Annotated in this window: 11 protein-coding genes; all 11 read right to left on the bottom strand. The window is 69.0% G+C overall.

Annotated features, from left to right (window positions below):
- Positions 1 to 101, bottom strand: a 101-nt coding sequence (locus tag DIE13_RS33885) for an ESPR domain-containing protein (protein ID WP_148094091.1), incomplete at its 3' end; no start/stop codon positions are given.
- A gap of 177 nt (positions 102 to 278) precedes the next feature.
- Entirely contained in the window at positions 279 to 1,841 is a 1,563-nt protein-coding gene (locus DIE13_RS29580; RefSeq protein ID WP_124830571.1) for a ShlB/FhaC/HecB family hemolysin secretion/activation protein, read from the bottom strand.
- Between the two features lie 576 nt (positions 1,842 to 2,417).
- Positions 2,418 to 3,455, bottom strand: coding sequence for an acyltransferase (locus tag DIE13_RS29575; protein ID WP_124830570.1), 1,038 nt, complete (start codon positions 3,453 to 3,455; stop codon positions 2,418 to 2,420).
- Positions 3,452 to 4,546, bottom strand: coding sequence for a hypothetical protein (locus tag DIE13_RS29570; RefSeq protein ID WP_244097725.1), 1,095 nt, complete (start codon positions 4,544 to 4,546; stop codon positions 3,452 to 3,454). The genes DIE13_RS29575 and DIE13_RS29570 overlap by 4 nt, the downstream gene beginning before the upstream one ends.
- Positions 4,536 to 5,828 carry a polysaccharide biosynthesis protein gene (locus tag DIE13_RS29565; protein ID WP_124830569.1) on the bottom strand — a complete coding sequence of 431 codons (1,293 nt, stop codon included), beginning with the start codon at positions 5,826 to 5,828 and terminating at the stop codon, positions 4,536 to 4,538. Before DIE13_RS29565 ends, DIE13_RS29570 begins: the two co-directional genes overlap by 11 nt.
- The gene (locus tag DIE13_RS29560; protein ID WP_124830568.1) at positions 5,822 to 6,985 is read right to left on the bottom strand and encodes a polysaccharide pyruvyl transferase family protein; all 1,164 of its coding nucleotides are present in this window, start codon (positions 6,983 to 6,985) and stop codon (positions 5,822 to 5,824) included. The genes DIE13_RS29565 and DIE13_RS29560 overlap by 7 nt, the downstream gene beginning before the upstream one ends.
- The gene (locus tag DIE13_RS29555; protein ID WP_124830567.1) at positions 6,982 to 8,220 is read right to left on the bottom strand and encodes a glycosyltransferase; all 1,239 of its coding nucleotides are present in this window, start codon (positions 8,218 to 8,220) and stop codon (positions 6,982 to 6,984) included. The genes DIE13_RS29560 and DIE13_RS29555 overlap by 4 nt, the downstream gene beginning before the upstream one ends.
- Complete coding sequence (locus DIE13_RS29550; protein WP_124830566.1) at positions 8,217 to 10,514, bottom strand: polysaccharide biosynthesis tyrosine autokinase; 2,298 nt, start codon at positions 10,512 to 10,514, stop codon at positions 8,217 to 8,219. Before DIE13_RS29550 ends, DIE13_RS29555 begins: the two co-directional genes overlap by 4 nt.
- Positions 10,511 to 11,008 carry a low molecular weight protein-tyrosine-phosphatase gene (locus DIE13_RS29545; RefSeq protein WP_124830565.1) on the bottom strand — a complete coding sequence of 166 codons (498 nt, stop codon included), beginning with the start codon at positions 11,006 to 11,008 and terminating at the stop codon, positions 10,511 to 10,513. Before DIE13_RS29545 ends, DIE13_RS29550 begins: the two co-directional genes overlap by 4 nt.
- Complete coding sequence (locus DIE13_RS29540) at positions 11,005 to 12,156, bottom strand: polysaccharide biosynthesis/export family protein (RefSeq protein ID WP_124830564.1); 1,152 nt, start codon at positions 12,154 to 12,156, stop codon at positions 11,005 to 11,007. The genes DIE13_RS29545 and DIE13_RS29540 overlap by 4 nt, the downstream gene beginning before the upstream one ends.
- A 52-nt stretch (positions 12,157 to 12,208) precedes the next feature.
- Positions 12,209 to 13,564: an undecaprenyl-phosphate glucose phosphotransferase gene (locus tag DIE13_RS29535; protein ID WP_233410067.1), complete on the bottom strand. Its 1,356-nt coding sequence runs from the start codon at positions 13,562 to 13,564 to the stop codon at positions 12,209 to 12,211.
- Positions 13,565 to 13,847 lie beyond the last annotated feature (283 nt).

Below are 13,847 nucleotides of genomic sequence, written 5' to 3'. Positions count from 1 at the left end.
CGCTTGGCGCTACCGGGCTTGGCGCGCCGGCGCGCGGTTTCCCCAACGGCGCGCCAGCATCCCTGAGTCGGGTTCCATACCAGTGCGTAGGTCTTGTTCATGGAGTTGTGTTCCTCTGAAAAAAATACAGGGTGGCCGCTTCGTATTGGTATGTATACCTAACGAAATGGAGAAATCGAAGAGACGCAAAAAGTGCGAATCCCGATGATGCGGGCGGCTATGCCGCCCGCATTACTTGCAGCCCGCCCCTGTCTGGCGGGCCGCACGTCGACCGCCGCTCAGAAATACTGCGCGGCCTGAAGCCAGACGCTCGGCGAACGTGTGGCCGACGCTACCGGATCGGCGTAACCGACCGGCAGCGCGGCGGTCACGCTGACTTGGTGGCGCGTGCCGAACCAGCTCGCCCCGACGCCGAGCGACGACAACTGCACGGTGTTGCGCTCGCGCGACCATCGCTGCTTGCTGAGCTGAATGCGTCCCGTGTCGACGAATGCGCTCAATTGCCAGCCGGGCGCGACGAGATAGCGCAGTTCGGCCGTGGCCTGCCAACCCTGATCGCCGCTGCCGGCGCCGAGCGCGAATGCACGCACGCCGTACGGGCCGCCGAGGTTGAATTTTTCCGAAGCATCGAGATTGCGCGACGACAGCTGCGCGCTGAACTGGGTATAGAGCTGGAATCGCGAGCCGAGCGCCTGGAGCCGCAGCGCGCTGACGTTCAGCTTCGCGAACTGGCCTTGGGTATGAACGTAGTAGTCCATGTCGAGCGGATCGTTGCCGCTCAGATGGCCGATGCCGAGCGTGGCGGAGAAGCCGCTCCTGCCGCCGCCGCCGAAGGCATCCTGCTGGTTGCCGCTCACGCCGAACGACCACAGATCGACGGTCTTGTCGTTGACCACGTCGAATGCCCCGTACACGTCGCGCAGATGCTTGTTTTCGTAGACGAACTGCGCGTCGAGGCTCGCGCGCCTGCTGCGCAGCAGCGGCTGCGTGACGAATGCCGAGCGAACGTCGGCGCCGCCGTGGAAGCGCAGGTCCTTGAGGTCGCGGCCGATCCGGTAGTCCATGTCCGAATAGGCGATGCCGACGCGGGTCGATAGCGGGCCGACGGGCAGTTGATACGACGTGCGGTAATAGCGCTGATTGGTGTTGCTCGTCAGTCCGCGCAGCGAGAAGCGGTCGCCGACGCGCAACGGTGCATTGACGTCGATGCTGCCGGTCGCGCGGTAGCGGCCGGTCAGCGGATCACCGAAGTTGTCGAGTTCGATCGAGCCGGCGGCGAAGCGATCGCGTTCGGCATCGATCACGAGATCGGTCGTGCCCGGTTCGGCGCCGGGCCGCAGCGTGCTCTTCGCCACGACGCCGGGCATCTCGTTCAACAGGATGAGGCTGCGTTCGAGGCGGTTGCCGTGCGCGACCTCGCCGGGTTGCAGCGACGCCAGCGGTTGACGCAGGGCGCGGTCGAATACACGCGTGCCGTTGTGCAATTCGATCCGTCCGTAGCGACCTTCGACGACGGCGATGCGCACGACGCCATGTTCGATGTCCTGGCCGGGGAGATAGGCGCGGGCAAGGACGTAGCCGTGTTCGCGGTAGTACGTCGTGATCCGGTTGGCGGCCCGCTGCAGATCGGCGAAGCTCAGGTCGCGTCCGACGAGATCGCCGAGCAGCGGGGCGAGCCGGGCGGCGGGTATGGCCGCATTGCCTTCGATGGCGAAGGCGCTGACCGTGACGCGCGGGCCCGCATCGTCGTTCGACGCAGGCTCGGGTTCGGCGGGCGCGATGTCGATCTTCGGGGCGGTGACGGCGGGCAGCGACGGCCGCGCGGTCTCGATGTCGCGCATCGATTGCCCGGCGCTGGGTATTTGCTGCGCATGGACCAGGCCGGGCAGGAGCAGCGCCGCGGCGAAGCGCCAGGGGTGCAGCGATACGGCCCACCGTGCGCGAGCGCCGGTGTGCGGGTCGCGAGGTGCGCGCGACGCAGCGGGGTTTGCCGGCCGCGGCATGACCGGCAACCTGGAGAGGGCGCTCGACATGCCGGCGATCGCCGGCGCTTCAGTGCGACGGATGAACTGAATATTCCACCCCGGATCGGAAAATGTGGACCGGTCTCAAGCATTCGTGCCGGTTCGTCGATATAGCCGTGGATATTACGAAACGATTGCGGGTGTGGATATTGAACAAGTACGAGTGCGCATGCGAGAACACTCTGTCTTGCACGATTTTGGGTCCGATGTGCATTTGTTGCATGAATTGCGGTATCGGAGCGCCGCGCAAAATCGGCGATTGGCGTCAAGATCGGCAATTTCTGCCCGCCCGGATCGTGCGCGGTTTCGGGTGTCGGCACGACGCGAGCGAAGCGTGTCCCGTGCGACGGATCGCGCCGGCCACCCGTGCGTCGCACGGCGGCCACGCGGCATTCAGGTCGCCGTCCGCTCGCGCCGCGGCTGCCTGCCGAGCCTGTTCAACATCGCCAGCATCGGTTTTTCGATCATGACGTGGCAGGCGTATCCCGCTCCGCATACGGCGCCCAGGATGGCGAGTGCAGTCACGATGCCAGCCGGCGTATCGAGGCTGGCTTGCGCACCCGCGATTCGGGTCCCGATGCCGATCACGTACGGATGCAGCAGATAGATCGAATAGCTGGCCGCGCCGAGCGCCGCGCTCGGCGCGTTCGTGACCGAGCGGCCGTTCAGGTCGAGTGCGACCAGTGCGACGATCAGCATGCACGCCGGCACGCCCCATGCCGCGACACGGACGAAGCCGGCGGGGGTGCCGCAGGCGAGCTGAAGCAGCGCGATCGCCGCGACGCCTGCGGCAACGAGCGCGAACCATGCGTGTGGCGCGACCCGGCCGGCGATTCCCGCTGCGAGCGCGCGATGGGCGAGCACGCCGAGACCGAATTCGAGCAGGAACGGCTGCCCGAGATGATCGGCAGTGGCGCTGCCCGTACCGCAGGCGGCGACGTACAGACAGAACAGCGCGAGCAGCAGCGCCGTGCAGACGGTTGCACGGCGGGGGCGGACCAGCAGGAGCGCAAGCGCAACGACGACGTAGAACAGCATTTCGTACTCGAGCGTCCAGCCGTTCAGGTTCAGCGGCCCCCAATGACCGTTTTCCTTCACGTACGGTACGAACAGCAGCGACTTGACGAGATAGTCGACGCGTGCGGTCGTCGAATTGAGCCACTGCGGCCGCCATGTCGCGATCGCGTACACGCCGAGCGTCGTCAGCCAGTACAGCGGCACGATGCGGATCAGCCGCCTGCGCAGGAACGCGCGGCCTTCGCGCGGCGCGACCTCCGACATGATGAAGCCGCTGATCACGAAGAACACGTCGACGCCGGCCTGCCCGAACGGCAGCACGTTCATGTGATAGCCGACGACCGCGAGCGCCGCGCAGGCGCGCGCGCACTGGAGATTCGGAAAGAAAGCGCGTGGCCGGTCGAGCGTGGTCATGGATGGTAGCGGGGCGGTGACGAGGGGCGACGCCGGTCGGCGGCGGAAGCGGGCGCGCCGCCGGGCCGCAAGCGGCGCGGCAGGCGGGCGTCGAACTGCATCGCGCAGAACAGCGCGACGCTCGACAGGTGACGCGTATAGCTGCCGAGATCGGGCTCGAACAGCATCGACACGGCGACATGGCCGATGACGAGACAGGCGGGCAGGTCGGCAGCCGGTCGCGCGCTGCCGCGCGGGCGTCGCCATACGGCGGCCAGCGCGATCCACACGAACGCCTGCATCGCGAATTCCTTGAGCCCCGGCATGAAAAGCACCGGCAGGTTCAGGCGCAACACGCCATATGCATAGTTCGCGCAGAAAGCGATGAACGATTCCGGGGGGAACGGGTTGCGAAAGCTCGTGCGCGCGCCGAACGGCGAACCGTACGCGAGATAGTCGGCGGCCATGTCGCGCGGATGTTGCAGCAGGTAGTACACATCGTTCGGCAACAGGAACAGCGCGGCCGGCACGGCAAGCGCCAGCAACGCCCTGCCGCGCCACGACGCGCGCCTAAACAGCAGCGCGGCGACCGCCAGCGCGAGAATCAGCGCGAAATAGTGCCGCACGAACAGCGCGTAGCCGCCGTACAGCGCGACGGCCGCGGCGAGCGTTGCAATCGTCGAGCGGCGTTGCGCGACACCGGTCAGCGCGAGCGCCATCAGCACGACGAGCGTGTCCTTGCTCGCGACGAACAGGTTGAAGAACACGCAGGGCGCGAGCAGGACCATGGATGCCGCCAGCGCGCCTGCGCGCCTGCCGTGGCCGAGCATGCGCCAGATGCACAGCGCGCCGACGGCGGCGACGAACAGGTGCGTGCCCGTTGTGCCGAGCGCGGCGTAGAACCTGGCCACCGCATCGAACGACGTGCCGTCGTAGGTGTTCGCGCCACCGATCTGGGTCTGGATTTTCTCCGCGTCCCGAAACACGAATTCCGGCAGGAACGCGCCGGCCTTTGCATAGATGATCCAGTACGCGGCCACGGCCAGCGTGGCGATGGTGCGTGTTAGCCCCTTGCCTAGCCGAGGGCCCGCGTGAAGCAGCTTATCCAGCATGCGACGGCCCCTCCAGCGCGCGTGCGGCATGCCGATCGCCGCCGTGGCGCGCGACGATAAGCGCGAGCGCGGCGACGACGCCGATACTGGTCGCGAGATGGGCGAGTGCCGCGCCCTCGATGCCCGCCGCGCCGATCAGATACCGGGCGGCCGGCACGTAGAGCAGCGCGAGCGCGGCAATCGCCGTCAGCACGATGCCGCCGGCACGCAGCGCGATCGCGGCGCTCCACAGAACGTCGGCGGCCGCGCGCAGCACGAATGACACGAGCAGCACCGCGAGCAACGCGAGATGGCCCCGATCGGCGGGCGCGTGCGCGAGCGCGAACAGCTCGCGATGCGCCGCGACGATGCCGGCCGACACGGGCACCGTCACGGCGGCGCTTGCCGCGACCGCGCGCAGCGTGCGACGCAGGAAGGCGTCGGGCGCGTCGGCGAGCGTGCGCACGAGGCGCGGGCCGGCCGTGGCCGCCACCGTCGCGAATGCGATCGTCTGTACGGCATTCGCGATCGACCACGCGAAGACATACTGGCCGAGCGCGTCCGCGCCGATGTCGCTGCCGGCGATGAAGCGTTCCGCGTATTGCAGCGACGCCAGGATCACGGCCGCCCCATAGAACGGCAGGCCGTGCCGCCAGACGGTCCACATGCGTCGCGGGTGTCGCTCGGGGGCGAGCAGCCCGGTGCGGCGCATCTGTCGCGAGAGCGAATCGATCTTGCGCCACGCGATGGCGACGACCGTTGCGTTTGCCACGATCCATAGCGCGAATACCGTCTCGATCGAATCCAGCACGCCGGTGAGCAGGCCGGCGCACGCGAGGCCGGACCAGACGCCGGTACGCACGAACAGCAAGGCCGATCCGGCGCGCGGCCGGTGCAGCGAGAACAGCCACCCGTTGACCTCGAACGCCGCGTGCTCGGACAGCGCGACGAGGAGCGCGCACCACGCGAGCGGCGTCGACAGCGAGAGCCGGTCGAGCAGCGCGACGACGGCGCCGTTCGTCGTCGAGACGGCGAACGACGCGGCGATCAGCAGATACAACGCGCCGTATCCGACGCTCAGCGCGCGTGCCTCGCCGATCGCGGCCAGCGGGTTGATTTCGCTCAGTCTGCGGTTCAGTTCGGGGCTGAAGCCGAGCCCGAGCGCTTTCGACGCGATCACGGATACCGCGACCGCGAGCCCGTAGGTGGCGAGCGCGGCGAAGCCGAGGGCATGCGCGATGACGATCGCGAGCGCGAACTTCAGGCCGAGTGCTGAGAACCGGAGCAGGAGGCGCGTCAGCATCGGGACGTCCGACCGGTGTCGAGGGCGGCGCGCAGTGCGTCGATCACGCGGGCGCGCGCCGCACGGATCGGCGCGAGGCCGGAGTACGCGGCGCACCAGAACGCTTTCGCCGCGCCGTCGGCGAGCAGTGTTCCGGTCACGCGGGACGGATCGAAGTCGGCGCCGTTGACGACCCAGTCGTCGAGCCGAAGGTCTGCATACGCGCCGAATCCCTTGCGTTCGTAGGCGATGTGGAAGGCCGGCACGCCATGCAGGATCGATTCGAGCGCGCCATGCAGCCGGACCGATACCGCTGCGTCGGGCCGGTCGTGCGCCAGTAGCGTCTTGAACGGAACGAGGGCGTCCTCGATGCCCAGGCTGCGGTAGTAGGAGGGGTCGTCGTTGCCGCGCCCGGTGCTCTGGACCGCGAAGCTGACGCGGCACGATCCGCGCACCCGCTCGACGAGCTGCGCGATCGACGCATCGTAAAGGTTGCGCCGCGCCTTGCTCCACGCGGGGGCATGGCGCAACACGAAGGCGACATGGCGTATCGGGCCGTCGGCGGGCGGCGCGAGCGCACCGTGGCGATGCGCGAAATCGAGCACCGCGAGGTCGGGTGCTCGCCGCACGTTCGGATGCGCGGCAAGGCACGCCGCGGAACGATCGTCGCGAACGAACACCGTGTCGAAGGACGCGAGCAGCGCTTGCAGGTGCGCGTCGACAGTGCGTGCCGACATCACCGGGCCGATGCTCTGCGGCAGGTAGACGGCCGGCTTGCCGGACGCACGGGCGGCGCGCATCTGCAGTAGATGGCCCGCTTCCAGCTTGATCGCTTCGAGGGTGTTGCGTGCACGCAGGTAGCCGCCGCCGACGCCGACGACCAGATCGACCTCGCCGAGGAGTTCGCCGAGCGGGCGCAGCCGGCCGTTGGCGCGCCCGTGCAGCACGGCGCCGGCCGCGGCGGTCAGCCGGCGCCAGCCGCGATCCGCGAGCACGGGCGCCGCGCGCACGTCGTCGTAGGCGGGGAACGATGCGGGGTCGGCTGCGACGATCGACACGCGGGTCGCGTTGCCGAAGGCCTCGCGCAGCAGTCCGACGGACAGGTCGACGAGCAGGCCGTCGCCCGAGTTGCGCGTGCTGTACGCATGCAGCAATGCGATATGGGGAGATGACGTCATGCGGTTTTTCCTTGTGCGACAAGTGCGCGATAGAGATCGAGCGTGCGTCGGACCATCGTCGCGGCCGAGAACGGAGCGAGCGCCGCCGCGCAGTTGGCGCGCATGCGATCGCGTTGCGCCGCTTCGTCGGCGAGCGCCACGACGGTGCGCGCGAACGACGTCGTGTCGTCCTCGTTCGGCACGACGATGCCGATGCCGTACGCATCGATCAGCTCGGCCGCGCCGGCAACGCGCGACGCGACGATCGGCACGCGCGCGGCCATCGCTTCGAGGCATACGTACGGAAATCCTTCGTAGCGGCTCGGCAGCGCGAACAGGTTGAATGCGGAGAAGTAGCGGCTTGCGCGCTCGACGGCGCCCGCGACGTGGAGGTTCGGCGGCAGATACTCGGCCTCGGGGCCGGCCGCTGCATTGAAATCGCCGGGACCGATCGCGACGAACTGCACGCCGCGCCCGCACTGTCGATAGACGCCGCGTGCGATCCGCACGAGCCGGTCGACGCCTTTCTGGTGGTCGAAGCGACCGACGAAGCCGACGACGATCGCGTCGTCCGGGAGGCCGAGCGCATGCCGCGCGTTGCGTCGCGGCATCGTGTCCGGCGGCTTGACGCCGTTGACGATCGTCGTCACGCGGTGAGCGGGGATGCCGAGCGCGTCGTGAAGATGCCGTGCCTCGTCACGCGATACCGCGATGATCCGGTGCGTGCACAGCCGGCCGAGCAGCCGCTCGATCGTGCCGTAGAAGCGGCGCTGCGTATCGGTTAGTGACGGATTGAGCGTGTAGACGGCATGCGGCGTATAGACCTGCCGCCATGGCCCGACACACAGGCGCGCGATCGCACCGGCCTTCGAGCTGTGGCTGTGCACGATATCCGGCCGGATATGCAGCAGGCGGCGGTATACGCGCGCGACAGCCAGCGCGTCGCGCCAGCCCACGGCCCGCTGCATCGGGATGCGATGCACGCTCGCGCAACGGGACAGTACGCGTTCGTCGAGGATGCGTTCGTCGAAGCGCGCGCCGTCGGGCACGATCAGGTGCAATTCGACACCGTCGGAAGCGCCCAGCCCGTCGATCAGGTCGGCGAGATGAACGGCTACGCCGCCGCCGGCGGCTTCCACGACGAACGCGATGCGCAGCGGCGGCGAGCCTTGGGTGCGCGTGTCGGCGGTGTGCGGAACCGCCGCGTGACGGGTTTCGCTGGGGGCGGCGCGTTCGAGGCTGCGGATTTCGCTCATCGCGCGCCTCCGCGATGGAATCGGGAGCGGCAGGCCCGCAGCGCGCGCCGGACCGACGACCCGGCGCCGTCGCCCGGCGGCCCGTAGCGGTACTGCGAATAGCGATACGCGCCGTAGCGCGAACCGTAGCGGCCGGTGCGCGGGTCGACGCCGTTGAGCACCACGCCGCTTGCCGCGACACCGTTGTGCGCGAGGCGGCGGCCGGCTTCGCCGAGTTCGGCGATGCGCGTCGATGCGGCGCGCGCGACGAGCAGTACGGTGCCCGCATGCCTGCCGAGCGCGACTGCGTCGCTGACGGCGAGAATCGGCGCCGCGTCGATCACGACGCGGTCGTAACGCGACGACAGCGTGGCGAGCAGCGCCGCGACGCGATGGTCGGCGAGCCATTGCGCCGGATGCTCGGCAAGCGTGCCGGTCGCGATGAAGTCGAGATTCGGGAGCACGTCTCGGTGGATCGCGTCCGCCGGGGGCATGGCCCCGGACAGCAGCTCGGCGAAACCCGCTTCGCGCGGGACGCCCAGCGATTCGTGAAGATAGCCCTTGCGGAGATCGCCGTCGACGAGCAGCACGCGTTCGCCGCCCGCGGCCAGCAGCGCGGCGAAATTCGCCGCGACGAACGACTTGCCCGCGCCCGGCACGGGGCCCGTCAGCATGAGTACGTTGTTGCGCGCGCCCTGCATCGCGAAGCGCAGCGCGGTGTGCAGGCTGCGCAGGCTTTCGACCGCGGGGTCGTGCGGATCGAGCGCGCTCAGCAGGTGCGGTGCGGGCAGGTGTTGCGCGATGTGTCGTGCGATGCGCCGCTGGCCGACCGATTCGGGGACGGTCGCGTAAACGTCGATACCGAGATGCCGCTCGATCTCGTCGGCATCGCGCACGCCGCCGAACAGATAGTCGCGAGCGAACGCCAGCGCGACGCCGAGCACGAGGCCGATCAGCGCCGCCGCGGCGATCACGACGGGCCGGTTCGGGCGAACGGCGTCCTCCGGCACGACCGGCATGTCGACGATCCGCACGCTGCCGGTCTTGCCGGCCCTGACCAGTTCGAGCTGCTGTGCGTTGGCGAGCAGTGCCGTGTAGAGATCGGTGTCGACCTTCACGTCGAGCATCAGTCGCACGGCGTCCTGCTGCAGGTCGGGCAGGCTGCGCATGCGGTGTTCGAACGCCTGCCGCTCGCGCGCGAGCGTCGCGATCTGTGCGTCGAGCGCGATCATGGCGGGATGGCCTGCCGCGAAGCGCGACGCCATTTCGTCGCGTTTTTGCTGCAATTCGAGCCGGCGTGTCGTCGCGTCGGCCGATTGCTTCAGGAGCAGCGTGGCCTCCGCGTCGAGATCGATCGTGCCGTTCGCGTTGCGCAGGTCGGTATAGCGCTGCTCGGCATCCTGAAGCTGCTTCTTGAGCACCGGCAACTGCGCATTGAGGAACGCGAGGGACTGTGCGGCATCGGCGGACTTGCGCTCAATATGCTGGCGGATGTAGTGATTCGCGATCGCCTGGAGCTGTGCCTGGACGCGCTGCGGATCGGTGCCGCGCAGCGTCGCGACGATGACGCCCGACTGCTTGAGCTTCTCCTGGACATCGAGCCCGCGGCGCAGCGTGTCGATCGTCCCGGCGCGCGATTCCCGCACGAGCGTGAAGCGGGCGCCCGGCAGCGCATCGATGCGCGCGACGTCGATCGCGACCGGACCGTCGGTGGTGTCGAACGCCTGCGGGTGGCCGATCGTGCCGGTGACGGGCGCGGGCAGCGCGGCGCCGGCGAGCCGGTAGCGGCCGGCGTCGAGCATCGACAACTCGAAGCGTTCGCCTTCGAGCGACTTCGGCACGTCGAAGCGCGTGAGCTCGGCCGACTCGCGACCCCACGCGTAGCCGCCCAGGCCGAACACGCCGGGGCGTGCAAGGCCGGGATGGAAGCGCGACACGAATTCGCCGACGACGGGGAAGCGCTTAGGCTGCACGACGATGTAGCTGCGCAATTCGTCGACCGCGCGCGTGACGACGAGCCGCGACGCGAGAATCTGCGCTTCCGCCGACGCGCTCGACTTGATGTCGAACAGCGACGACACGTCGCCGAGCATGCTTTTGGCGGCGGACGTGTCGCCGCTGTCCTCGACCTGCACCATGATGTCGGTCTGGTACTGGCGATGCGCAAGGAAGGCGTACAGCGCACCGGCGCCGACGCAGGCGGCGGTAACGACGGCGATCAGCCAGCGCCGGGAAACGAGCACGTCGATCGCGCCAGCGAGGTCGAGTTCGGCGTCGCGAGCGTGCTCGCGCTCGCGAGAGGGAGTGGAGGTCATCGGTTCGACTCGGAATGCGAGGAAGGGAGGGAAGGCGGCGATGCGATGCGCGCGCACCACGCGTCGACGCCGCGTTCGATGAGCCGCAGGCTGTGCTCGAACGCCGCACGCGGGCCGAGATACGGGTCCGGTACGTCGAAGCCGGTCGGCAGACCGGCCGCCGGGTCGGGCAGGCCGAGCCTGAACACGCGGCCGCGCAGCGCCGGCACGCACTGCTCGAGCCAGCGCTTCTGCGCGAGGTCCATCGTCAGGATCAGGTCGGCGCGCGCGCCGAGCGCCGGCGGCAGGCGGCGTGCGCGATGCGCGGCAAGGTCGAAGCCGTGCTCGCGCATCAGGTGAACGGCGTGCGGATCGGCCGGCTGACCGTCGCGCGCGCCGATGCCGGCCGACTGCACGTCGATACCGGGCAGGCGCACGCGAAAGAGCGCCTCGGCCATCGGGCTGCGGCACAGGTTGCCGATGCATACGACGAGCAGGGTGGCGACGGGCGTCATTTGACGGCGAGCGCGGCGGCCGCGCTGGTATTGACGCCCGGCAGCAGCAGGCTGAGCACGCGGCTGAAGCGCACGAGGCCGTTGCCGTCGACATAGACGATGTCCTTCGGCTGCAGCTCGAACTCGTTGGCGAGCACCATCGACACCGGCGAGCGCGCGTCGAGGTGGAACACCTGCGGGTGGTCGGTGCCGGAGCCGCGGATCACGAACATCTGGGCCGCGTCGGCCGTGCCGGCGTTGATGCTGCCGGCTTGCGACAGCGCGTCGGAGAGCGTCAGGCGGCCGTCGCGCAGCGGTACCGCGAGCGCGGGCTTGTTGACTTCGCCCATCACGTACACGCCGTAGTCGCTGCGGGCGGGGACGTGCAGCAGATCGCCGGCCGCGAGAACGACGTCGGCCGGGTTGACGCCTTGTCGCAGCATCCGGCTCAGGTCGAGCGAATGGGTCTCGCCGTTGCGCACGAGCGTCATGCGGCTCTGGTCGGCGCTCGGGCTCAGGCCACCCGCGCGGCCAAGCGCTTCGTAGAGCGTCATCGGCACGTCGTTGACGGGCTGCGCGCCCGGCGTGCGTACCTCGCCGTCGATGTAGACCTGCTGCGAACGAAACGATGCGACGCGCAGCGTCACCTGTGGATCGCGATAGACGCGTGCCAGCGCCGCGGCAATCCGGGCCTGGGCCGCGTCGACGGTCAGGCCGGCCACCTGCACGTCGCCCGCGAACGGAAACGACAGCTTGCCGTGCGGATCGACGACGAAGCCGGCAACGGGGTCGGCCGCGCGCGGCGTTCCCTGCGGCGCGGCACCTTGGGCGGCGGCGAGTTCGGGGTGATCCCAGACGGTGACCTGCAGCACGTCACCGGCGCCGATCCGGTACGGGCCGGCCGGTGCGGCGAGCTGGCCGGACTGGATGTCCTGCTGGCGCGCGGCCCGGGCGTCAAGATCGCGGATCAGGCCGGCGTCGATCCGCGTCATGCGGAACGGCGGCGCGCCGTCGGCGGCCGTGTCGCCGCTCGGGTCGGGCGCGGTGCTCATGCGCATGCCGGGCGCGAATGCGCAGGCCGACAGCGCGATGCAGAGCGTCGCGGTCAGCAGCCCGCGCGAGACGGACGCAGACGCGGAGCCGCTCCGCGCGTTCAGTGCGGTTTTCATTTGCAATCCTTATCGTTGATGGAGGGCCGTGCGATTGCGTGCCGCGTGCGAGTCAGTACGCGTTGCGGTGGGTCCAGCCGTGCAGCGCGGTGGCCATGACGATGCGCATGTCGAGTGCGAAGGACCAGTTGCGCAGGTAGTAGAGGTCGGCTTCGATGCGGCGCTGCATCTTCTCGATACGATCGGTTTCGCCGCGCAGGCCGTTGACCTGCGCCCACCCAGTGATGCCGGGCTTCACGCGATAGCGATGGATGTAGCCGTCGACGATCTTCCGGTACAGGTCGTCGTGTTCGAGCGCATGCGGACGCGGCCCGACGACGGACATCTCGCCGCGCAGCACGTTGATGAACTGCGGGAGCTCGTCGAGGCTCGTGCGGCGCAGGAATGCGCCGACTCGCGTAATGCGCGGATCGTCGCGCGTGGCCTGCCTGACCGGGCCGCCGCCGTCGTGAAGCCGCATCGTGCGGAACTTGAGGATCGTGAATGTCTGGCCGTTGGCGCCCTTGCGCTGCTGCCGGAACAGCACGGGCCCGTTCGACGACAGCCGGATCGCCAGCGCGATCGCGAGCAGCAGCGGTGCGGTAAAGGTCAGGACGGCGGCCGCGAACAGCCGGTCGAAGACGGCTTTGTGCAGCAGCGCGCGCGACGACAGCGGCGATGCGACGAGATTGATCGCCGGTGCGCCGACCAGATCGATCACGTCGCCGTCGAACATCGCGAGCTTGCTGACGTCCGGTACGAGCCGGATGCTGACGAGATCGTCGCGAAACGCGTCGAGCACGGCCATCACGGTGCGTGCGTCGTCGATCGGCAACGCAAGCCAGATTTCCGGAATCCCGCGTTCGCGTACATGCCGCGCGAACGCGTCGAGCGAGCGAAACGACGGCACATCGACGCTGTTGCCGTATGTCTCGACACCGAAGTCGAGTGCCGCGGCCGCACGAAAGCCGGCCGCGGGCAACCGGTCGATGCGCTCGAGCAGCGCGTCGCGATGCGTGCCGGCGCCGACGACGGCGACCAGGCGAGCGCCGTCGTGGGTGCGTGCGATCCGGTCGAGCGTCGTGCGGGCGACGAGCCGCGATCCGACCAGGGCAATGCCGCTCGTGGTGGTCCACAGCAGATGCCAGTACGGCGAAACGCTCAGCGCGGGAGGCAGGGCCCGCATCACGAGCGCGGCGCATGCCTGGGCGAGCAGCCATGCGAACGCCGTGACGGCCGCGGCGCGGCATGCCGACTGGCCCGGCCGCACGTGGTAAAGGCGGAATGCGGGGAACAGCACCAGCGCGAACGTCGCCGCGCAGGCCACGTTTGCGAGTTCAGCCGCCCCGTCGCCTTCCGGTGCGGGCAGAACCAGTGTCGCGGCCAGCGCGCAAGCCGAAATCAGCGCGACGTCGGATGCCCGTGCCATTGATCCCCCGGCGTTCTGCGGCGCGCGGGCGCGTCGTACTTCGAAAGACGTATCCATATACCCAGTTGCTACCTTCTGTTTGATCTCCCGTCGGCTGTCGCCCGGATTCGGCGCACAAGATCGTGCAAACGGCGAATGCCGGATGCGGCGGTTCTATTGCGCGGAATTGACAATCGATGGACGGTGACGCTGCCTGACTTGCCGCCGGGCGGATGCGTTGCGCCGACGTTTTGAGATTCGCATTCGCATGGCGCGAATGTTTGCGAAACGTTGCGATCGAATT

The organism is Burkholderia sp. Bp9016, assembly GCF_003857765.1.
Taxonomy (GTDB): Bacteria; Pseudomonadota; Gammaproteobacteria; order Burkholderiales; family Burkholderiaceae; genus Burkholderia.
The sequence above is the reverse complement of the archived record's forward strand: the minus strand, read 5'-3'. Positions and strand labels throughout refer to the sequence as shown.

Coding starts and splice junctions, on each gene's coding strand:
- DIE13_RS29580 (WP_124830571.1), bottom strand. CDS start 1,841: ATGCGCGACATCGAGACCGCGCGGCCGTCGCTGCCCGCCGTCACCGCC.
- DIE13_RS29575 (WP_124830570.1), bottom strand. CDS start 3,455: ATGACCACGCTCGACCGGCCACGCGCTTTCTTTCCGAATCTCCAGTGC.
- DIE13_RS29570 (WP_244097725.1), bottom strand. CDS start 4,546: ATGCTGGATAAGCTGCTTCACGCGGGCCCTCGGCTAGGCAAGGGGCTA.
- DIE13_RS29565 (WP_124830569.1), bottom strand. CDS start 5,828: ATGCTGACGCGCCTCCTGCTCCGGTTCTCAGCACTCGGCCTGAAGTTC.
- DIE13_RS29560 (WP_124830568.1), bottom strand. CDS start 6,985: ATGACGTCATCTCCCCATATCGCATTGCTGCATGCGTACAGCACGCGC.
- DIE13_RS29555 (WP_124830567.1), bottom strand. CDS start 8,220: ATGAGCGAAATCCGCAGCCTCGAACGCGCCGCCCCCAGCGAAACCCGT.
- DIE13_RS29550 (WP_124830566.1), bottom strand. CDS start 10,514: ATGACCTCCACTCCCTCTCGCGAGCGCGAGCACGCTCGCGACGCCGAA.
- DIE13_RS29545 (WP_124830565.1), bottom strand. CDS start 11,008: ATGACGCCCGTCGCCACCCTGCTCGTCGTATGCATCGGCAACCTGTGC.
- DIE13_RS29540 (WP_124830564.1), bottom strand. CDS start 12,156: ATGAAAACCGCACTGAACGCGCGGAGCGGCTCCGCGTCTGCGTCCGTC.
- DIE13_RS29535 (WP_233410067.1), bottom strand. CDS start 13,564: ATGGCACGGGCATCCGACGTCGCGCTGATTTCGGCTTGCGCGCTGGCC.